The organism is Anaerohalosphaeraceae bacterium, assembly GCA_037479115.1.
In the GTDB taxonomy this organism is placed as follows: domain Bacteria; phylum Planctomycetota; class Phycisphaerae; order Sedimentisphaerales; family Anaerohalosphaeraceae; genus JAHDQI01.
In genome coordinates, this window is sequence record JBBFLK010000025.1 from 21,321 (window position 1) to 42,940 (window position 21,620).

General features: G+C 54.2%; 14 protein-coding genes and 1 CRISPR repeat array. Of the genes, 10 read left to right on the forward strand and 4 right to left on the reverse strand.

Annotated elements, in window-relative coordinates:
• Nucleotides 1–14 precede the first annotated feature (14 nt).
• The 6 genes from WHS88_10820 to WHS88_10845 all read left to right on the forward strand — a co-directional run bounded on the left by WHS88_10820 (nucleotide 15) and on the right by WHS88_10845 (nucleotide 10,874).
• Nucleotides 15–1,679: a glycoside hydrolase family 28 protein gene (locus WHS88_10820; protein ID MEJ5260668.1), complete on the forward strand. Its 1,665-nt coding sequence runs from the start codon at nucleotides 15–17 to the stop codon at nucleotides 1,677–1,679.
• Between the two features lie 38 nt (nucleotides 1,680–1,717).
• Nucleotides 1,718–3,412 carry a pectate lyase gene (pelA, locus tag WHS88_10825; protein ID MEJ5260669.1) on the forward strand — a complete coding sequence of 565 codons (1,695 nt, stop codon included), beginning with the start codon at nucleotides 1,718–1,720 and terminating at the stop codon, nucleotides 3,410–3,412.
• Nucleotides 3,413–3,512: 100 nt separating this feature from the next.
• Nucleotides 3,513–4,292, forward strand: coding sequence for a type II secretion system protein (locus WHS88_10830; GenBank protein ID MEJ5260670.1), 780 nt, complete (start codon nucleotides 3,513–3,515; stop codon nucleotides 4,290–4,292).
• 164 nt (nucleotides 4,293–4,456) lie between these two features.
• Entirely contained in the window at nucleotides 4,457–5,260 is an 804-nt protein-coding gene (locus tag WHS88_10835) for a type II secretion system protein (protein ID MEJ5260671.1), read from the forward strand.
• Between the two features lie 110 nt (nucleotides 5,261–5,370).
• Entirely contained in the window at nucleotides 5,371–7,614 is a 2,244-nt protein-coding gene (locus tag WHS88_10840) for a hypothetical protein (protein MEJ5260672.1), read from the forward strand.
• 116 nt (nucleotides 7,615–7,730) lie between these two features.
• Nucleotides 7,731–10,874: a PA14 domain-containing protein gene (locus tag WHS88_10845; GenBank protein MEJ5260673.1), complete on the forward strand. Its 3,144-nt coding sequence runs from the start codon at nucleotides 7,731–7,733 to the stop codon at nucleotides 10,872–10,874.
• Between the two features lie 4 nt (nucleotides 10,875–10,878).
• Here WHS88_10845 and WHS88_10850 read toward each other — a convergent pair whose 3' ends face one another.
• A complete protein-coding gene (locus WHS88_10850) occupies nucleotides 10,879–12,993 on the reverse strand; it encodes a sodium:solute symporter family protein (protein MEJ5260674.1) in 2,115 nt (704 codons plus the stop codon).
• A 165-nt stretch (nucleotides 12,994–13,158) separates the two neighbouring features.
• Here WHS88_10850 and WHS88_10855 point away from each other — a divergent pair, with 165 nt between their 5' ends.
• Nucleotides 13,159–14,823: a glycoside hydrolase 43 family protein gene (locus tag WHS88_10855; GenBank protein ID MEJ5260675.1), complete on the forward strand. Its 1,665-nt coding sequence runs from the start codon at nucleotides 13,159–13,161 to the stop codon at nucleotides 14,821–14,823.
• A 54-nt stretch (nucleotides 14,824–14,877) separates the two neighbouring features.
• Here WHS88_10855 and WHS88_10860 read toward each other — a convergent pair whose 3' ends face one another.
• The 3 genes from WHS88_10860 to WHS88_10870 all read right to left on the reverse strand — a co-directional run bounded on the left by WHS88_10860 (nucleotide 14,878) and on the right by WHS88_10870 (nucleotide 18,032).
• On the reverse strand, nucleotides 14,878–15,579 hold the full coding sequence (locus tag WHS88_10860) for a TIGR00730 family Rossman fold protein (protein ID MEJ5260676.1): 702 nt from the start codon (nucleotides 15,577–15,579) through the stop codon (nucleotides 14,878–14,880).
• 244 nt (nucleotides 15,580–15,823) lie between these two features.
• Nucleotides 15,824–16,879 carry a LacI family DNA-binding transcriptional regulator gene (locus WHS88_10865; GenBank protein MEJ5260677.1) on the reverse strand — a complete coding sequence of 352 codons (1,056 nt, stop codon included), beginning with the start codon at nucleotides 16,877–16,879 and terminating at the stop codon, nucleotides 15,824–15,826.
• Nucleotides 16,880–16,994: 115 nt separating this feature from the next.
• Nucleotides 16,995–18,032, reverse strand: coding sequence for a 3-deoxy-7-phosphoheptulonate synthase (locus WHS88_10870; GenBank protein ID MEJ5260678.1), 1,038 nt, complete (start codon nucleotides 18,030–18,032; stop codon nucleotides 16,995–16,997).
• Nucleotides 18,033–18,195: 163 nt separating this feature from the next.
• On the opposite strand from WHS88_10870, the gene WHS88_10875 reads away from it, so the two are divergent.
• The 3 genes from WHS88_10875 to cas2 all read left to right on the forward strand — a co-directional run bounded on the left by WHS88_10875 (nucleotide 18,196) and on the right by cas2 (nucleotide 19,884).
• The gene (locus WHS88_10875) at nucleotides 18,196–18,501 is read left to right on the forward strand and encodes an ACT domain-containing protein (GenBank protein MEJ5260679.1); all 306 of its coding nucleotides are present in this window, start codon (nucleotides 18,196–18,198) and stop codon (nucleotides 18,499–18,501) included.
• 87 nt (nucleotides 18,502–18,588) lie between these two features.
• Nucleotides 18,589–19,596 carry a CRISPR-associated endonuclease Cas1 gene (gene cas1 / locus WHS88_10880; GenBank protein MEJ5260680.1) on the forward strand — a complete coding sequence of 336 codons (1,008 nt, stop codon included), beginning with the start codon at nucleotides 18,589–18,591 and terminating at the stop codon, nucleotides 19,594–19,596.
• 12 nt (nucleotides 19,597–19,608) lie between these two features.
• Nucleotides 19,609–19,884 (forward strand): CRISPR-associated endonuclease Cas2, encoded by a 276-nt coding sequence (gene cas2 / locus WHS88_10885; protein MEJ5260681.1) that lies wholly within the window; start codon nucleotides 19,609–19,611, stop codon nucleotides 19,882–19,884.
• Nucleotides 19,885–20,048: 164 nt separating this feature from the next.
• Nucleotides 20,049–21,602: direct repeats of the CRISPR family, unit length 36 nt; unit sequence CTTGCATTTTTTCCCTGATGAATAAGGGATTGAAAC.
• Nucleotides 21,603–21,620: the final 18 nt, after the last annotated feature.

The window sequence follows — 21,620 nt, forward strand, 5'->3', positions numbered from 1 at the left end:
GGAAAGGAGTACATATGTTTAAAAGACAGGATGGTTTGAATCTTCTGGTTCTTTTGAGTCTGATTTTGGGTTCGAGCGTCTCTGCGGCCTGGCCGCCGGGGCTGCCGGTCTCTGAAATGCCGTTTTCCATGACGCCGCCGACAGAGCCGCAGATTCCGGACAGGCGGTTTGTGATTACGGATTATGGCGCGGTCGGAGACGGACAGACGATGAACACAGAGGCCTTTGCCCGTACGATAGAGGCCTGTGCCAAAGCCGGCGGCGGACGAGTTGTGGTTCCGGCGGGGCTGTGGCTGACGGGGCCGATTCGTCTGGTCAGCCGGATGGACCTGCATCTGGAGAAGGGAGCGGTAATCCTCTTCAGCCCGAATATGGAGGATTATCCGCTGATGGAGCGGTTTTTTGAAGGCCGCCAGGAAGTCCGTCGGATGTCGCCTTTGACGGGGGACAACCTCGAACACATTGCCATTACCGGCTCGGGAATTCTGGACGGTTCGGGACAGGCCTGGCGTCCGGTCAAAAAAGAGAAGATGACGGAACGGCAGTGGCGGAATCTTCTGGCCTCCGGCGGGGCGGTGGAGCCGTCAGGGACAATCTGGTGGCCCTCTGAAAAGGCCATGAAAGGCCCTCAAACCGTTGCGGAACTGAAGAAACGGAATGCTCCGGTAGAGGACTATGCGGCGGCGGGAGAGTTTCTCCGTCCGGTACTGGTGTCGCTGGTGAATTGTCGGACCGTGCTCCTGGATGGGCCGACGTTTCAGAATTCGCCGGCCTGGAATATTCATCCGCTGCTTTGTGAAAATATGATTATCCGCAATATCCAGGTCCGCAATCCCTGGTGGAGCCAGAACGGAGACGGCCTGGATTTGGAATCCTGCCGCAATGTTCTGGTTTATAACTGTACGTTTGATGTCGGGGATGATGCGATTTGTATGAAGTCCGGCCGCGATGAATACGGACGGCGCCGCGGGAAACCCACGGAAAACGTGGTGATTTCCGACTGTATCGTCTATCACGGACACGGCGGGTTCGTCATCGGCAGCGAGATGTCCGGCGGCGTGCGGAATATTTGGGTGCGCAATTGCAGTTTTCTGGGGACGGACGTGGGGCTTCGTTTCAAGAGCACCCGCGGTCGCGGCGGAATTGTAGAAAATATCTATATTCAGGATATTTTTATGTCCAATATCGCCACGGATGCGATTCAGTTTAATCTGTTCTATTCCGGAACAGCCCCTTCTCCGGAACAAAGTCTGGACCTGCCTGCGGCACCGGTGACGGAGGAGACCCCTCAGTTCAGAAAGATTTCAATGCAGAATATCGTTTGCCGCGGCGCTCGGCGGGCCGTCTATATGCAGGGACTTCCGGAGATGCCGGTCCAGGATATCCGGATGAAGCATGTGGTGATTTCTGCCCGGATGGGCGGGATTTTTTTGGATACAGAACGGCTGCATTTGTCGGACGTATCCATTCGTCCGGAACAAGGGGCTGATTTGGGGTTTTATAACAGCCGGCAGATTGTTCTTGAGCGGCCGACTTTTTCCGGTACAAAAGACGGTTTTCTAATCCTGGCCGGCTCGAAAACGAAGGATATCCGAATCCTCGGGGCCGAGCGTGCGGTATTTTCGGAGCAAATTCGGTATCAGTCCGGCTGTGATGCAAAGGTTCTTTCATGGGAATAAACCGGTCCGAAAACGGCGGGAACCGAAAGGATGAGCAGATGAAGTATCGGACAACGGTATGGGTGATGCTGATGATGGGGACGGCCCTTTCGCAGGCGGCGGAGTGGCCGACACTGCGTTTGAGCCGCTATTTAAACAGAGAGGCCGCCTGGTACAGCAGTCCGGAGGCCTTGACGCTGGCGGACAATATCCTCACCTGGCAGGATGATTACGGCGGCTGGCCGAAAAATGTCAATACGGCTTCCAAACCGTATGACGGGAACCGCAAGGACCTCCATGGCACCTTTGACAACGGAGCAACCATTGGAGAACTGCGGTTTCTGGCCCGCGTGTATAAGGCCTCCGGGCAGGAGCGGTATCTGCAGGCCTTTCAGAAGGGCTTTGAGATGATTCTCAAGGCCCAGTACCCCACGGGCGGCTGGCCGCAGCAGTATCCCCCGCCGGCCAAAACCTATCATCGCCACATCACCTTTAACGACAATGCGATGGTCCGGATTTTGGTCTTTCTGAAAGATGTCAGCCAATCGGAAGACTATTCGTTTCTGAAGGAGGAACAGCGACAGGCGGCTCGGTCGGCCTTTGAGCGCGGGATCGGCTGCATTCTCAAGTGCCAAATCCGGGTCAACGGGGAACTGACCGGCTGGTGTGCTCAGCACGATGAAAAGGATTTAAGCCCGCGGGCGGCCCGAAGTTATGAACTGGTTTCGCTCAGCGGAGGCGAAAGTGCAGAGATTCTGCGTCTGCTGATGCGGCAGGAGGACCCCTCGCCGGTTATGGTCCGGGCCATTGTCAGCGGGGTACGCTGGTTTGAGCGGTCAAAGATTGAGGGGCTTCGGCTCAAGTGGATTAACGGCAGGCGCATGGCGGTGCCGGACCCGGAGGCCCCCGCTTTGTGGGCTCGGTTTTATGAGATTGACACAAATCGGCCGTTTTTCTGCGACCGCGACGGGGTTCGAAAATACGATTACAATGAACTGGACCCTGAACGCGCCGAGGGATACGCCTGGCTTGGAGACTGGGGCAAAGACGTTTTTCGCGAATTTGAAAAATGGAAGGAAAAATGGAAAGACCGGCTGGCAGCCGTCGAGAGGATTCGGATTGTCCTGACAGGGGATTCCACGGTTTGTGAGTTCCAGCCGACGGATTGGAGACGCGGATGGGGGCAGTATCTGGGCGAATACTTTTCGGATAAGGTAGAGATTGCCAACCATGCACGGAGCGGGCGAAGCACCAAAACCTTTTTGAATGAAGGGCTTTGGGAAAAGGCCCTGGAAGAGAAACCCCTGTTTATCCTGATGCAGTTTGGGCATAACGACAATCATGCCCCGGAAAAGCCCGAATCGACAGCGGCGGATAAGGAATACACGGATAATCTGCGGTATTTTGTGGAGCGGGCCAGGGCAATTGGGGCGACGCCGATTCTGATTACACCGATGCACCGCCGCAAGTTTACCCCGGACGGCAGGATGAATGACACGCTCAAGCCGTATGCGGATGCAATGAAGAAGGTGGCGGAGGAAAAGAAAGCGGCCCTGGTGGATTTGCATACGGCCAGCGGACAGCTGTTTGAACGGCTTGGAGAGACGGAAGCCGCCAAGATGTCCGATGACCCGCAGGACCGAACGCACTTCAACGAACAGGGGGCCCGAAAAATGGCGGAGCTGATTATGCAGCAGCTGCCTCAAGCGGAGCCGTCAATAAAGCCCTATTTGAAACAAAAAAACGAACAGTAAATCAAGGAAACTGTTGCTTTTTTCTCTGAAAAAAACCATAATGACTTTGGTTAGGGGGAAGAAATCAGTTGGGGTTGGTAATCAGGGAAAGGGTTAAACTATGGGCCCCAAACGAAAAGCCGCACCTGCCTTTACACTCATTGAACTGCTTGTTGTCATTGCCATTATCGGTCTGCTGCTTTCCGTTCTGATTCCGGCTCTCAAGCGTGCCACGGCCTATGCCCGAAAAATCAGCTGTCAGTCCAATTATAAGCAGCTCGGGGTGGCGATGGGCATTTATGAGCACCAGACCGGCTATAATTTCCGAAAGGTGAAAACCGCCCGGGGGTTGTCCGCAGCGGAACTTTCCAAGACCTGGTTTTGGGAAAACGGGACTTCGGATTATGCTCACGAATGGCAGCCGTTTGCCGTCCGGTTCATTATGAATGCCGGTGTTTTGCCGGACCGTCAGGTCTTTTTCTGTCCCGGTTATACAAATTTAGATTATAAAAAGAATTATCCGAGAGACGCCTCCTCGCTGGTCCCACAAGAGACCGTGGAGTTGGAGCGGCGGTGGCTGGCCGCAACGGGTCCGATGCCGATGTTCTGGAGTACGCATATCTGGATATGGAAGAAAGAAATTCGGGAGGATGTCCGCTCTGTCAACAACCTCTCTTCCGGGGCCATGATGGTAGATATGACCAACGGGGCCTGGGAGTTTGCGAAAGCCAGAGACCCTGACCGGCTCGGCCGGGTGATGAACACCGTCGGGATTCGCCGCCTATATCAGCACGCCAATGTTTTGTTGGAAGACATGAGTGTGAAAAATCCAACGGATGATGATGCCAAGCTCGTTCAGTGGCTCTGGAACTCGGACAGATGGGCAGGGACGGGCTATTGAAAACTTTTGCATTAAAAGACCTATTTTCTCTGGTTTTTGTTTTTTTTGATTTTTTGCGCGAAATTCACTTTTTTTTGTCACAAGATTGCCTTGTCCGGAATATCCCCTAAAGGGAGAATAGCAAAATAGGAAAAAAGGGAACTTCTGGATAAGGACTCTGGATTATGAAGAAAAGACCCGCCTTTACATTAATTGAGTTATTGGTTGTAATTGCCATTATTGGGCTTCTTTTATCTATTGTCATCCCCAGTTTAAAGAAAGCCACTGAATATGCCCGCAAGATTGTCTGCCGGTCCAACATGCGGCAGATTGGTTTGGTCTTCAGCAATTACGAGTCTGAAACTCGCTATAACTTCCGAAATTTCAAGAGTTATAACTCGATTCCCGCCTCCGAGCGGACGAAGCACTGGTTTTGGGTAGGCGGGACGGCAGATTTGGCCCATGAGTTGCGACCCAGGGCGATTGGATTTGTGATGAAGGCCGGTCTGCTTCCGGACAGCAAAATCCTGTTTTGCCCGGGGGTAAAGAACGTATCGAGTGATACCAATTATTTGTTAAGCGATGTGACAGCCGGAAACCCCATTCCCCGGAACACCGATGATATTTATCGGGAACTCGGAGACTCACTGGACGATTCCCGCAGGCCGCTGTTCTGGAGTACGTATGCCTGGATCTGGAAAAAAGAGATTCGCAGCGGAGATACCTCAGTCATGCAGGTAAACAACGGCTCCAGCGGCGCGATGATGGTGGATATGACCAACGGTCTGTGGAAGTATGCGGAGCAAACCGACCCGACCCGTCTGGGAGTTTTGATGCGGAGTCGAAATGTTCAGCGGGCCTTTTCGCACGGCAATGTGCTGATGCAGGATTATAGTGTGGCCAATCCGAGCGACCGGGATGAGCAGCTCAATCGGTGGCTGTGGGGGGCGCCGTATTGGGCGGGCAACCCGAGTTTCGATTACAAGTAAACGGTTTTGCAGCAGCCAAACTGGGGGACAATAAGTTGGAAAACAAGAGAAGTTCCGATCTTTTGTTCTTTTAATCCCCTTTATATCCTTCAACTTTTAGGAGGTCTTTTATGATGAAAAGCAAATGGGTATTGGTTTTGACGACATGTCTGGGCTTGTGGGTTTTGGCCCAGGCGGCATCCGCCGAAGTAACAGACCCGAATATCATCACGAGCGTGGTGCGGTACAATTGTATTGAGGGTACCAGCTGCGACACCGACCCTGTTGTGGTCAAGGCCGGGCTGGTGAACGGAGCCCTGACTCACGTGGACCGTTCGTTTGTTTTCCGGGATGCCAATGATTTAGCCGGGATTGATTTTGTACGGACGGCGGTGGATGACAAAGCGAACGCGTCTCTGCAGATGGATGTGACGGTCAGCAAGGCAGGCACCCTCTTTCTGCTGATTGACAACCGCGTCGGCGACGGCAACGGGGCGAACCCTCCAACCATTGGGTCGGTGATGAACTGGGTCCTGACGAACGGCTTTGTGCAGACCGGCTATACGGTCGGCGTGTTCAACCCGTCGGATTCCTCGACGGTTTATATGACCGCATATGCCAAGGAAATTGCCGGACCGGGCACGATTTCACTGTATGAGCAGAACGACGGCGCCACCCGGATTACCTATCTGATTGCTGCGATTCCGGCGGGCTGGAACCTGCCGCCGTCGGTAATGGGGGTGCCTTCGACGGCCAGTGTGTTCCCGGGGGATGCCCTGGTGATTACCCCTACGATTGTCGATTACGGGCAGAATACCAACACAACGGTTCTGTGGGAAAAGGTCTCCGGCGGCGATGTGGTGTTCTCTCCGAATCCCACGTCTGCAAATGTGTCGGTTACGTTCCCGAGCGGACTGGGCGATTATGTTCTTCGGCTGACTGTAACGGACGGCGAAGGCAAGCAGACTGTCAAGACCGTACAGGTTGCCGTGACCATTCCGACCTTTGCGCTGCAGGCGGCCGACCACTGCATGGTCTGCAATGATGCTCAGATTGGACCGAACAGCACACGCCGCACGACGATTTCGGATATCCGCAACTATCAGGATGCCTCAACGACACGCCGGCGAATTGCCTACTACCGTTATAATATCGGTTCTCTGAAAGAGCCGGGCAAGGGGTTTGCCAACTGCTATCTGACATTGAATGTGGACAAAGGCACCTCGGGAAAACGTTGTTATGTGTATGCTCTCCGGGAAGAAGTAGATGATATTACACTCAACGGCGGTACATGGAACACCATGCCCGGTGTGGTCAACACCCCGCCGCCTCCGGTGGGCACCGAGATTACCCTCTCCACCCTGGACTGGGCGGATATTACGCCGCTGGTGTATTCCTTCCTGCGTCCGGCGACACTGGCCACCTGGGTTTCGTTCCCGCCTTCAGCGGCGCTGGACGAAGTGCTCAACTCGGATACGGACGGAAGCATCGTGCTGATGTTTGTCAGCCATGACCCCCAGAACGCCGATTTTGAAATTTGCTCTCCCAGTCACAGCCGCACGGAACCGGTCACAGGGCTCAAAGGCATTATTCTCCGCGGCGAGATTCGTCCACTGACCTGGGCGACCAAGCCGCAGCCGATGAACAACACCAGCCAGAGTACGCGGCTGGCTCAGCTGAGCTGGACCAACCCGGCTCCCAGCCAGGAAGGCGCCGTCATCACCTGCGATGTGTTCTTTGGCGCCACCGAGCCGAATCTGCTGGCTCCGGACTATGGGCTGACCACGCTGGCGACCGGCATCAGCGGCAATTCCGTAGCGATTCCTTCGGGGATGCTTCAGGTCAACACGACCTATTACTGGGTGGTGGATGTCCATGACAGCATTGCCGGAACGACGCGAGGGTATGTCTGGACGTTCAATACGAATAATATGATTCCTCTGGTGGAGTTGGAGAAGCCGTCCCAGTATATTTGGCTGGGCAACGCAGGCGATCCGGCCACGGCAACGGCGGTCATCAACGCCACGGTGACGGATGACGGTTTCCCGCAGCCGTACACGCTTCTTTGGGAGCAGCTGAGCGGACCGGTGACGGTGCCGATTGTTCCCAATAATGTCGAAGACATTACACTGGTTCTGCCGCAGACGGGAACGTATGTGTTCAGACTGTCGGCGGACGACGGCAGTGTTGTCGGCTCGGCCATCACGCAGATTTATGTCGGCACCTCCCCGTGCAATGCGGCTCAGGCCAAGCCGACCTATGTGCGGATTCCGGCGGATATCAACAACGACTGCTTTGTGGATATGGCCGACCTGGCGGAGTTTGTCTCCCGCTGGCTGGAATGCAACGTGAGTATGGAGGCACCCTGCCGATAAACGTGTGAACGAAGCAGGGAGTATTCTGTGAGCAGATGGGCGGCCGGAAAGAAAAGTCAGTCTTTCCGGCCGCTTTTTTCTATGAAGGATTGTATTTGAAGAGAAGGGATTGTCTTATGAATCGATGGGGGATTGTCTGGATAGGTCTTTTGATTTTCGCAGGGATAATGTCGGGTGCACCCTCCAATCCGCAGCCGGCGGTCGGGGAGTCGGTTGACCCGGATATGCTGCTTCTGCAGTGGACGCCGGATGCGGACGCGGTGCGCAGTGAGATTTATTTGGGGACCAGTGCGGCGGCGGTTGCAGCGGCGCAAAAGCCGTCCGGCGACGTGGACGGCAGCGGTACTGTGGATATTCTGGACCTGGTTTATGTGGCCGCCCAGTGGCTGGATAACCCGTCCTCACCCTGCCCGGACCTGGATTACAGCGGATGGGTGGATTTGGCGGATGCGGCGGAAATCAGCCGGCGATGGATGAGTGAGCCGGAGGTACTGTATTTGGGAGCCGCCGCCGGAAATTCGTTTGAGCCCGGTCAGCTGATTCCGAATAAGACCTATTACTGGCGGGTGGATACCGTCCGATGCGGCGGAATTGAGAAAGGACCGGTCTGGAGTTTTAAGACCAAACGTCCGGCCTTTCCCGGGGCGGAAGGATTCGGCAAATGGGCCTCCGGCGGACGGGGCGGCAGCGTTTATCACGTAACCAATCTGAACGACAGCGGACCGGGGTCTTTCCGCGATGCCGTCAGTGCTCCCAATCGAACGGTTGTATTTGATGTCGGCGGCGTCATTCGAATCATAGACCGCATTGTCGTCAGCAAAGACATTACGATTGCCGGCCAGACCGCGCCGGGCGAAGGGGTTGTCATCTACGGCAACGGCTTGTCTTATACGGATGCCAACCGCACCATTACCCGGCATATGCGATACCGAATGGGCAAGGTCGGCACCAGCGGCAAGGACGCGGTGACCATCGCCGACGGGACGAATATGATTTTTGACCATTGTTCGATTTCCTGGGGGCGGGATGAGACCTTTTCCATCAGCGGCGGCACGGGCGAGGACCCGGGCTTTGTGACCATTCAGAACTGCATCATTGCTCAGGGGCTTCAGAACCACTCCTGCGGCGGGCTGATTCAGAACTTTAACGGCGTCAGTCTGTTTCGGAACCTGTATATTGACAACAATACGAGGAATCCGAAGGTCAAAGGCATCAACGAGTTTATCAATAATGTGGTGTATAACTGGGGGGTGGCCGCTTATATTTTGGGGGATTCGGAGGCCGACTCGTATGCGAATGTGATTCGAAACTATTTTATCAGCGGGCCGAATACCAGCTCGGCGGCCTTTACGAGGGGCAATCTGAATTTTCACATTTATGCCCTGAACAACTGGCACGATTCCAACCGCAACGGGGTGCTCGACGGGGCGATTCTGGAGCAGGCGGCCTACGGGACCGTGGACTGGCAGACGGTTCCGTATAATTATCCGGGCGTCAGGACAATGCTGGGGGCACCGGCGGCCTACAAAGTAGTCGCCTCACGGGCCGGGGCGTTTTTCCCCATTCGCGACCGAATCGACACCCGCCTGATTAAAGAACTGCGGTCCCTGGGAACCAGCGGACAGCTGATTTCGGATGAAAATGCCGCTCCAATGTACGGGGTTGGGATTCTCGACAGCGGCATCTGTCCGACGGATACGGACCAGGATGGAATGCCGGATTACTGGGAACTGTCGATCGCGGGGCTGAACCCGTATGGGGCCGACCACAACGGCGATGCGGACGGAAACGGCTATACGAACCTGGAGGATTATCTGAACTTTCTGGCGGTTCCGCATGCGCACGTGCAGAAAAACCGGCCTCGGGATATCAATCTGCGGCGGTTTACCTCCGGATTTGATACCGGAGCGGTCTATACCGTTTTCGATGCGCAAAACGGTACCGTGCAGCTTTTGTCCGACGGCAGCACGGCCCGGTTTACGCCGAATCCGAACTATATCGGTCCGGCCTGTTTCCGCTATACGGTCAACGACGGACAAGTCTATACGGATACAGTGCTGCTGCTGGTTTCGGAATACGGCGGGCATCCGCTGCCGCCGAAGCATCCGTCCGGTCTGGTGCAGGGCTTGAATTACAAGTACTATACCGGCACCTTTGAGTATCTGCCGGATTTTGCCTTGCTGACGCCCGCCCAGCAGGGAACCATTGCCAATTTTGACATCAGCGGCGCGCCGGCTCCGGATTCTTTTGCCTATGTTTTTGAAGGATTTATTGAGATCCCGGCGGACGGGCTGTACACGTTTTATCTGAATTCGGATGACGGCAGCAAGCTGTATATTGACGGCGGAATTGTGGTCAGCAATGACGGGGTTCACGGAACACAGGAAGCCGAAGGCAGCGCAGCCCTGCTGGCGGGAATGCATGCCATTCGCGTCACGTACTTTGAAAAGGATGGAAACCAGCGTCTGGAAGTGCGCTGGGCCGGGCCGGGCTTCAGCAAACAGCTGATTTCCAACAGCGTTCTGTATCGGGGGCTGCTCGATACGGTTCCGCCGGCGGCTCCGACGGGCGTGTGGGCGGCGGCATCCAATGCCCAGGTTGTGCTTCAGTGGAAAAACAACACGGAAGCCGACCTGGCAGGCTATAATGTTTATCGAACGACGGTCTCCGGCGGCGGCTATGTTCGGCAGAATGACACGCTTCTTCATGCACCGATTTTTCTCGATTCGTCCGTCTCCAACGGCACGCTTTACCATTATGCTGTTACCGCCGTGGATGAGTCGTTTAATGAATCCCAGCGAAGTTATGAAGTGTCCGCCCGTCCGGCGGATTCGAATGACATCTGTCTGCTGATTCAGGAGCTGACGGCCGGCTTCTGTCTGGTGGAGGGGACGGTTGACAATAACAATGCCGGGTTCACCGGATACGGTTTTGCCAACGGGACCAATGCCGTGGGCAAGGGAATCAACTGGAGCGTGTCTGTCGGACAGCCGGGGACTTATCAGATGGTCTGGCGGTTTGCTAACGGCACGACCTCCAATCGGCCGGCCAATCTGATGATTAACGGCGCCGTTGCTGTTTCGGGGATTGCCTTCGGCCCCACCGGCAGCTGGACAACCTGGAGCGAGGTGTCCTGCAGTGTTGTGCTGGGGGCGGGGACACATCTGGTTCGGCTGGACCCGACCACAAGCAACGGGCTGGCCAATATTGATTATCTGATGATAACAGGTCCGGATGTTGTTCCGGCGGCCTGTCAGTAAGCCGTCAGTCGGCAATCAGCCGGATTAATCCCCAGAAGAAGATGAGGATTCCGATGGTCACGGCGGTGCTGGCCAGAAAGCCGAGTGTGTCCGTGCGGGTCCATTTGCAGAACTCCCAGCTGGAGCGGGGGAACAGCTTCAGATGGTCAAAACGGGACGGGTCCGCATAGCTTTTTTGGACTTCTTCGGCGTCCTTCTGCGGGTCCGGATGGACCGGCGTTTTCAGCCGGGCGTAAAACCGGTCAATGGTTGCCTGAAGACCTTTGTCTCGGGTGAACAGACTGATGGGAATCAGAAAGACAAACGGCAGAATGGAAGCGATCAGATAGCGAATCGTCAGGAGGGCCGAAGGGGTCAAAGAAGCCAGGTCGATGCCGAGGAGATGGGCGATAATCAGTTCGGTATGCAGCCGTCCGATGCCTTCGTAAGGGGAGTCGGGGTCATCGGGGTCCATTCGGGCGATGTTGTCGTAAAAGATGCTCACCGGCAGGATTCGAACCGGTTTTCGAATGAGCTGGCCGACTTCCTCCGCCAGGCCCTCCTCAACATCCGTCTGGCAGGCGTGAACCGAACGAACCACGGTCTGTTCACGGGTCTGCTGCGACAGCCAGGGCGAATGACGGACGGATTCAAAACAGGGAAGCAGATGCGGAAGAACGGCCAGAATAATCGAGCAGGCAATCACCTCGACATAGACAGCCGTACGCGTCAGACGCTTCCAGAACAGCAGCAGCAGGACGGGGGCGCCGAAGATGATGTTCAGCGAAGGCAGGGCCTTGACCAGATGGATGATGCTGAACGTGGTTACGGATACATAAATGCTCAAAAGCAGAAAGCCGATAATGGCCAGGCGGGAGACATTAATATAGTGGCGGGGACTTTTGCCGGGAACGAAGGGCTTGTAGAGATGCCGAACGAAAAGGGCGGACAGATAGACGCAGACGGCATCCAGTGTGGACATGTTGGCGCCGAGGATGCCGGCCACCATCAGCCCTCGCAGTCCGGGACCGAGCAGCTGGCGGCTGAGGATTCCCCAGGCCGTATCCGGGTCCGAAACCATATCGGCGCAGAGGGCGTAGGCAAACAGGCCGCAAAGCGCCCAGATAATCGTCAGAATCCGTTTGGTGTAGGCCCCGCCGATATTGGCGATTCGGGCGGTCAGCTCGTCGCGTGCAGAGCCGTTGAGGGCCATATTACCCTGATGGCCTGTGATGCCGATGATGGTGACCACAACCAGGGCGGCAATCGAATTCCAGGCGAATTCATCGCCGCCCGAACCAAACACAAACAGCATATGATCCGGAATTCGCCGGGTAAATTCCCCCCAGCCGCCCAGAGCAACCAGGGCCAGCGGAATCAGAAGGAAGGAAAACAAAAGGATAAGAAACCCCTGCAGGATATCGGTTACGGCCGCCGCCCGAAAGCCCCCCATCGTTACATAGAAGCCGATAAACACCGTGTAAATCAGATAAAACCAGAACGGATGTGTGTAGGAAACAAATGCGCTGATTTGTCCTTTTTTATACAGGGCGTCAAGCCGTTCGTATTCGGCGGCCTCCTGCGGAGTCAGGATGGCGGTTTTCCGGAGCTTGATAAGCTGTCTGTACCGCTCATACAGCTGGATGCTTTCTGCCTCCGCCGGCGTGTATTTTTCCGGGGGTTTGATGGTCATGGCCTGAAACGTCCGCAGCGAGGCCTTGTAGCCGATTCCCATAATCAGGATGCTCAGCCAGATGCCGACGAGCGCGTAAATCGTCGGCAGGATTTTGCTCTGAAAGCGTTCTTCGAACAGTTCGGCCATCGTAACCAGGCGGACGCGCCGGAACCAGCCGGCCATGAACCAATAATACGGACCCGTGAAGATGCCGATGAGCATCAGCCATACGCCGCCCAGCCCTTTCTCAAAGGCGAAACTGGCGGTGCGGATGGCGCTGTTGGCATCGCTGAGTGTGCCCATGTTCAGGAAATACTGCAGGAGTTTGTTGAAGGACCGTCCGGCCAGGAAAAAGTCTTCCTCGGAACGGATTTTTCCGTACACTTTTTGGCCGATGTACGTGATGGCCAGCAGATAGAAGAGAAGAATCAGCAAGTCTATCGGATGAAAACCGAACAGTTCCATCAAATCCTCTTCTCTTGTTTATGAATCGAAAAACGCATTTATCCGGTTATTGTATCCGGAAGACGAAGATGTTTCCACCCAATTTTGACTGGACGAAAGGCAGCAAATATGGCAGAAAAAGGTTTACCGGGATGGAAAAAAGAAAGGAGCGCTGTAGAATTGCGGATGATGAAATCTGTTCTCAAATCCATTCTTGCGGCGGCGGTTTTGATGGCGGGCTTGTCGGGCAGTGTCTGGGGGGCCGGAGACCGACAGACAAAGCCGAGTTCGGCTGCGGGGCCGTTTGTGTCGAACGTCTGGGTTTCTGACCAGGGGGACGGGACCTACAAAAACCCGGTTTTGTATGCGGATTATTCCGACCCGGATGTCATTCGTGTGGGGGAGGATTATTATATGACGGCCTCCAGTTTTACCAGTTTTCCGGGCCTTCCAATCCTGCACTCAAAAGACTTGGTCAACTGGACGCTTATCGGGCATGCAGTTCAGCGGTATCCCGAACCTGCGTTTGACAACCCGCAGCACGGCAAGGGAATCTGGGCGCCGAGCATTCGTTTTCACGAGGGGATGTTTTATATTTTCTGGGGTGACCCGGACTATGGAATTTATCGGGTACGGGCTTCTCGCCCCGAAGGCCCTTGGGAGGAGCCGCTTCTGATTCTGCCGGGCAAGGGGCTGATTGACCCGTGTCCGCTGTGGGATGATGACGGGCGGGCGTGGCTGGTTCATGCCTGGGCGGGGAGCCGCGCGGGGGTCAAGAGTCTGCTGACCGTTCGTTCCATGGATTGGCAGGCCACCCGGGTGAGCGCAGAGGCCCGGCATGTTTTTGACGGCCATGAAAAGCATCCGACCATCGAGGGCCCCAAGTTTTATAAAGTCAACGGCTATTACTATATTTTTGCGCCCGGCGGCGGTGTGACCAGCGGCTGGCAGGTGGTGCTCCGCTCCAAAGATATTTACGGCCCGTATGAGGACCGCATCGTGCTCCATCAGGGTACGACGGCTGTCAATGGTCCGCATCAGGGCGGCTGGGTTGACACTCCGTCCGGGCAGTCCTGGTTTCTGCATTTTCAGGATGCAGGGCCCTATGGCCGGATTGTGCACCTGCAGCCGATGGTCTGGAAAGACGGCTGGCCGGTGATGGGCACGGATGCCGATGGAGACGGAACGGGAGAACCGGTTCTAACCTGGAAAAAGCCGCAGGTCGGCGGTGTGTTTCCTCGGATGACGCCGCCCGACAGTGATGAATTTGACGGCGATACCCTCGGCCTTCAGTGGCAGTGGCAGGCAAACCCCAACCCCGTTTGGTTTGCAAAAATCCGCGGGACGGATTATCTGCGGTTGTTTGCGATTCCGCTGCCTTCCCCGGAGGCGAATTTCTGGCAGGTTCCCAACCTGCTGCTGCAGAAGTTTCCAGCCCCGTCGTTTTCGGCTTCTGCGAAGGTTCGGCTTGTCCCGGAACAGCAGGTCATCCGCGGCGGGCTCGTGGTTTTTGGCGATGATTATTCGGCCCTCGAGCTGGCCGTCAAGGACCGTTCGCTTGTGCTGCGGCTGGTGGTCTGTATGCAGGCCGAACAGGGCGGACGGGAAGGGCTGGCCGCCGAAATCCCCCTTCAGACAGACACGGTGATTCTGCGGGTTCAGGTGACTGCCCCCAACGCCCTCTGTCAGTTCAGCTACAGTCTTGACGGCAAAGAGTTTATCTCGGTCGGGCGGCCGTTTCCGGCCAAAGCGGGACGATGGGTCGGGGCGAAGGTCGGCTTGTACTGTGTTTCGCAGGCCGGCTCACGGGCAGGCGGCTATCTGGATGCCGACTGGTTTCGAATCGAGTAGCCGAAGTCCGGCACAGCAAAGCAGGGAAAGCCCAAAATGGGGAATCCGGCGGCACTACTGGCCGTCCGTCCACTTGCGAATCCCCGGCGGCTGTTTGATGCCGCCCCGTCCATTGGACAAATGAAAGTCGCGGATAATATCCGCCGCTTTCTGCGGGTCATCACAGACGGTAAAGACGTTCAGGTCTTCCGGGTCAATATATTGATGCTTTTTCTGCATAACCTCCGTCAGCCAGTCCACCAGTCCCTTCCAGAACTCGCTGCCCATGCAAACCACCGGGAAATAGGCCTGTTTAAGGGTCTGAATCAGCACAAGGGCCTCAAAATATTCATCCATTGTGCCGAAGCCGCCGGGCATCACGACGAAGCCGTGTGCATATTTGAGGAACATCACTTTCCGGCAGAAGAAATACCGAAAGTGCAGGGAGAGGTTCTGATATTGGTTGGGAATCTGCTCGTGAGGCAGCTCGATGTTCAGCCCGATGCTTTTGACACCGGCCCGGCGTGCGCCTTTATTGGCGGCCTCCATGATTCCGCCGCCGCCGCCGGTAATAACGGAAAATCCTGCTTTTCCGATTAAATAGGCGGTTTCTTCGGCCAGCTGATAGTAGCGTCCATCCCGTTGTTCACGGGCCGAACCAAAAATGGATACAGCCGGACCGATATTGGCCAGTTCTTCGAATCCTTCCACGAACTCGGCCATAATCCGAAAGATTCGCCACGGTTCTTCTGCAGGCAGTTTGCTGTATTCTGTCATCCATAATCTCCGGAAACAAAAAACTCCATATCTATATCGGCCAGTCAAGCCTGAAAATCAAGTCTTTGTTTTTACAATCCATTTGGAAGGATGTTTGGGAAATAATGAATGATAAAAGGAGGTCTACAATGTCCTGTATCGGCCAATACAAACAAAAAAACGCTCTTCCCCCGGAATAGAGCGTTCTTTTGTTTTCCCCTTGCAAGCTGTTTTGTTCGGCTTGCAAACACCCACCCAACCGCGATTACAGGTTCGGTACCGGGCCGGTGGTCTGGGCCTCAAAAAACTGCACCGGCAACAGTACCTTCAGGGGCGGACTTTTCGGATAGCGGATGCGATTCAGCAGCCGACGCAGCGATTCGGCCCCCAACCGAAGCGCTGGGACGGATATGCTGGTTAATCGCGGGCAGCCGAGCGTGTTGTCTTCACTGTTGTCAAAACCCGCTATCGAAACATCCCCCGGAACACGAAGCCCCCGATCAAACAGTCCTCGGCAAAGCAAATAACCCACCCAGTCATTGGCACAAACCCACGCACGAACTCCCTTTTTCACACGTTCGAGCACTCGGTCCAATTGTCCGTTCAGGTCCAGCTCCTTGTCCTCGAGTGTCCCGGGGCCCAGTTGACAGACGTTCTCGGGGACAAAGGGCAGGCCCAGACGGCACAGGGAGTTGACGTACATTGCAAAACGATTTCTGGCAAAGACCACCTGACCGCAGTTGCCGAAAAAGCCGATTTGCGTATGGCCGAGCAGAATCAGATGGTCCATCAGCATCGAAATCCCCTGGTTTTCATCCACGCTGATGACGTCTATCGGCAGGGGGGAATAATCGTACAGAATCGAGACACACGGAAAAGTCTCCGACAGCGTTCGAACCACATCCATCGGCCAGTGATTGGCCAAAATCAGCCCCTGAATCTGTCCGTCCCGCATGGCCGGCGGCTGATTTTCCGGATAGAGAATCTGTCGGCTGTCTTCCTCTTCAATGTAGTGCACAATCAGGGAGACATTCATTTTGGCACACTTTTCGCTCATTCCGGCAAAATAATGCGTGTGCTGCCATTCGTGGTGTTTTCGCAGGATGAGCACCCCAACCATGCAGGGTTTGGTTTCTTCTTCGATGGCCTGCCGGATATGGGTGCCTGTATCGTAGCCCAGCTTAGTGGCCATATTCAGGACGCGCTGGCGGGTCTCTTCGTTGATGTCGGAGTAGTCACCGCGAAGGGCTTTCGAAACGGTCGCTACAGAAATGTTTAATTTCTCCGCGATATCTTTCTGATTGACCCGTTTCTGTGTCATAATAGGCAATCTAACGAAAATTAACGAAAAAGTCAAGTCTTTTTCGAAATTTTTCGAAAGAAATCAGAAAATTATTTGTTTTGTAATTATTTATTGAAAAAGGGTTTAGGAAGATTTAGACCGCTTCGGCGAAAGATTTAATTAATTCTTCGGTTTCTTCCCAGCTGATGCAGCTGTCCGTGAGCGAAACGCCGAATTTCAGGCCGCCGGGCGCCCCGATGCTCTGCTTGCCTTCTTTGAGGAAGCTTTCGAGCATAATGCCTGCGATGCTCTTGTTGCCTGTGCGAATCTGGTCGGCAATATCAAACAGGGCTTCCCGCTGGCGTTTGTGGTTTTTGTGCGAGTTGGCATGACTGCAGTCGATAATGATACCGTTGGGAATCTGGGCTTTTCTGAGCAGCACCTCTGCAAAGGCGACATATTCGCTCGTGTAATTCGGCCCGCTCGAGCCGCCCCGCATCACGAGGTGTCCGTATTTGTTCCCGCGGGTCTCCGCAATAATCACCTGCCCATTTCGGTCGATTCCGAGGAATGAATGGGCACTCATCGCCGCACGAATCGCATCCAGCGCGATTTCCAGATTGCCGTCTGTGGCGTTCTTAAACCCGATCGGCATTGACAGACCGCTGGCCATCTGGCGGTGAATCTGCGATTCGGATGTGCGGGCGCCGATGGCCGCCCAGGTAATGAACTCGGCCAAGTATTGCGGTACAATCGGGTCCAGAAATTCCGTCGCCGCAGGCAGTCCCATCGAGGTGATTTCCGACAAAATCAATCGCGATTGGCGAATGCCGTTTTCAATATCATATGAGCCGTCCAGGTGCGGGTCGTACAGCATTCCTTTCCAGCCGAGCGTGGTGCGCGGTTTTTCAAAATAGGTTCGCATAATCAGCAGCAGTTTGTCGGCTACCTCATCCTGAAGCCGGCGCAGCCGGCGGGCATACTCCAGAGAGGCCTCCACATCGTGCAGACTGCACGGCCCCGTAATGACAATCCGCCGACGGTCCCGTCCGGTCAAAATCGCCTCGACAGCCCTGCGGGACACCGCCACCACATGCGCCTGGGATTCCGTCTGAGGGATTTCCTCTTTGAGCTGACCGGGTGTAATCAGCGGCTTAAAACAGCGTATATTAAGATTATCTGTATGTTCCATAGGTCCTATCGTTTCTTCAGAAGGAAACAATTATAGCACAAATCCGTCCAAAGAGCAAGAGCCCGGCTCCGGCGGCTTTTCATCAGCATTTTTCTGGATAAACCGGAAAAACCGACTATAATAGACCGGTGAAAGCAGGAATTGTCTCAGGAAGGACGTGTGTATGGTCTCTCGAAAGAGTGAGAAAAAGAAGGTTTCCCAAATCTGCATTGTCACTGTCACCGGCAAAGACAAAGTCGGCATCATCGCCCGGATTGCCAATACGATGGCCAAAGCCAATATCAATATCATCGATGTCAGCCAGCGGATTATGGAAGACTACTTTGTAATGACGATGGCCATCGACATCACGGAGGCGACCATTGAACTGGAAAAACTCCAGGCCCAGCTGAACAAAATTGCCCGCCAGATGGACCTGACCATCACCCTCCAGCACGAAAACATCTTCAAAATGATGCATCGCGTCTGACCCCGCCCGACGTCGGCCCTCCTGTGAACTCTTTGGACCGATTTGCCGATAGGCACCCAAGCAGAACGAGCAGGAACGGGGTGTCGGATGGGCACAGTGTATCTGCAGGAACAGGGGGCCAAAGTCTCCAGACAGGGGCGTCGGCTGCTGGTTTCCAAAGAGGACCAGCCGCTGCTGTCGATTCCGGTCCACCGCCTTCAGCGGCTGGTGATTATCGGACGAATCCAGCTGACGGCTTCGGCGCTGGCATTGCTGCTGGACCGGGGTGTTTCTGTGGTTTTGCTGACCGCTCGGGGCCAGGTCCGGGGGACGCTGCTTCCGCCGGACAGTCCCCGTACCGAGCTGCGGCGCCGTCAGTATGCCCTGGCCGGAGAGCCGGCTGAGACCCTGCTGTTCTGTCAGGAGCTTGTCCGGGCCAAGGCCGCTTCCGCGGCCAATGTTATCAGACGCTATGCGTACAACCATCGCCATTCTGAGCTGACGAAAGCGTCGGAGGAGATTCTCCAGACAGCCGCCCGGGTGGACGAACAGCCCACTGTCGATGCGGTGCGGGGCATCGAAGGCCTGCTCGGCAGAATGTATTTTCAGGCCCTTGTTGAAATTTTTCATTCGCTCGAGATGGATTTTGGAGGTCGGGTCCGCCGCCCGCCGGCTGACCCGGTCAATGCCTGCCTGTCTTATGTGTATATGCTCCTGACTGCGCTGGCGCATAACGCCCTGCAGGCGACTCACCTGGACCCTTACTGCGGAATCATGCATGCTTCGATTCGGAATGCTCCGGCGCTGACGTTTGATTTTGTCGAGCAGTTCCGACAACCGATAGCGGACCGGTTTGTGATGCTTCTGTTTAACAAAAAAATCCTGCAGAAAGCGGACTTTCAGGTCGGCAGGGGGCAGCCGGCACCGGTTCTTTTGTCCGATGCGGCCCGAAAACGGCTGATTGCCGAATGGGAAACGTATCTGCATACCCCGCAGCGGCTGATGGAAAAACGCGAACCGCTCAGTCCGTTTTCGCTGATTTTCGAGCAGGCCGAAGAGCTGGAAAAGTCGATTCGGTCCGGGCGAATGTATCGCTTTTATCGGCTGTGTCTGTAGAGAATCTCGAGAATGTTTGTCGTGATTGCCTATGACTGTACGGATGATAAAAGGCGGCTGAGGGTCGCCAAGACGCTGCTTGACTACGGCGACCGGGTTCAATACAGTGTCTTTGAAGCGGACCTGGACGGACCGCTTTTGAAAGAAATGATGCAGCGGCTGGCTCAGATTATCAATCCGCAGGAGGATTCCGTGCGGATATACCATATATGCCGCAACTGCCTTGAAAAAACACAATTTCAGGGACAAGGGCACTTGACACAGCAAGAGACATTCTTTATAATCTGAGAAAATCGATTACAGAAAACTTGTAAGTTTCGGTCTTTCAAAAGTTTATAGAGATTTTGGCCTTTGGGAGGGCACAAAAAAATTGCCGAAAAAGGCCCTCAAAGAGGGGGTTACAGTTTTTGCCTTTGCAACCCCTTGAAAACAAAAGACTTGCAAAGGCCGGTCTTGCATTTTTTCCCTGATGAATAAGGGATTGAAACCTGATCGGTTTCGACATCATGGCAGCCGTACACATTGATCTTGCATTTTTTCCCTGATGAATAAGGGATTGAAACGGCGTCGAGAGAATCCGAATCTTGTAACCGCGCGTGATGGACTTGCATTTTTTCCCTGATGAATAAGGGATTGAAACTCTACACCGCCGTCCGCGAAGGGCTGAAGATCGATATCGACTTGCATTTTTTCCCTGATGAATAAGGGATTGAAACTTGCAAAGTTTCTTTCGCTATGCGGATTTGGTGTTTTAACGCTTGCATTTTTTCCCTGATGAATAAGGGATTGAAACCGCCGCCTGCGGATAAGGACTGGCGGAGGCCAGCCCCGGCCTTGCATTTTTTCCCTGATGAATAAGGGATTGAAACCCGAGCCAGAATCTCTTCGGGCGGAGTCGCTGGACTATCTTGCATTTTTTCCCTGATGAATAAGGGATTGAAACCTCAAACCGCCCACAAACATCACATAAAATCCCATACTCTTGCATTTTTTCCCTGATGAATAAGGGATTGAAACCCCTCCATTTCAGGCAAGCCTGGACAGGCTGGTCTTCAATCTTGCATTTTTTCCCTGATGAATAAGGGATTGAAACACAAACTTTTCTCTAATGTCCGTTGCCCACTTGATTTGTTTTTCTTGCATTTTTTCCCTGATGAATAAGGGATTGAAACATCAAGTTGTTCTGTCTTTAAACGCACAGCGCCTCGATGACCCTTGCATTTTTTCCCTGATGAATAAGGGATTGAAACCGTAATTTCCATTCCCGTCCACCATATGCTGTCCATAACTTGCATTTTTTCCCTGATGAATAAGGGATTGAAACAGTTCTATTTCTTGGAGCATTGGACACGTCTGTTAAAAACTTGCATTTTTTCCCTGATGAATAAGGGATTGAAACTTTTTCAGGGGGAAGTAGATGTTTTGGACAAAGGCCAGAGACTTGCATTTTTTCCCTGATGAATAAGGGATTGAAACCGTAATTTCCATTCCCGTCCACCATATGCTGTCCATAACTTGCATTTTTTCCCTGATGAATAAGGGATTGAAACTTTTTCAGGGGGAAGTAGATGTTTTGGACAAAGGCCAGAGACTTGCATTTTTTCCCTGATGAATAAGGGATTGAAACCGTAATTTCCATTCCCGTCCACCATATGCTGTCCATAACTTGCATTTTTTCCCTGATGAATAAGGGATTGAAACTTTTTTGCCGCTGTGCTCCCGTTCTTTGCGGATATAGGACTTGCATTTTTTCCCTGATGAATAAGGGATTGAAACTTCAGAACTGTTCCAAATGCCGTTTCAGCCATATGATATCTTGCATTTTTTCCCTGATGAATAAGGGATTGAAACAAGTTTGTTTTAAAAAAGAAGTGTTCCTGCGGCTGTTCCTCTCTTGCATTTTTTCCCTGATGAATAAGGGATTGAAACCCCACTGGCTGTGGGGGGGACGTTTGGGAATGGCACATCAACTTGCATTTTTTCCCTGATGAATAAGGGATTGAAACCAGGCAGCGGCCAGTCTC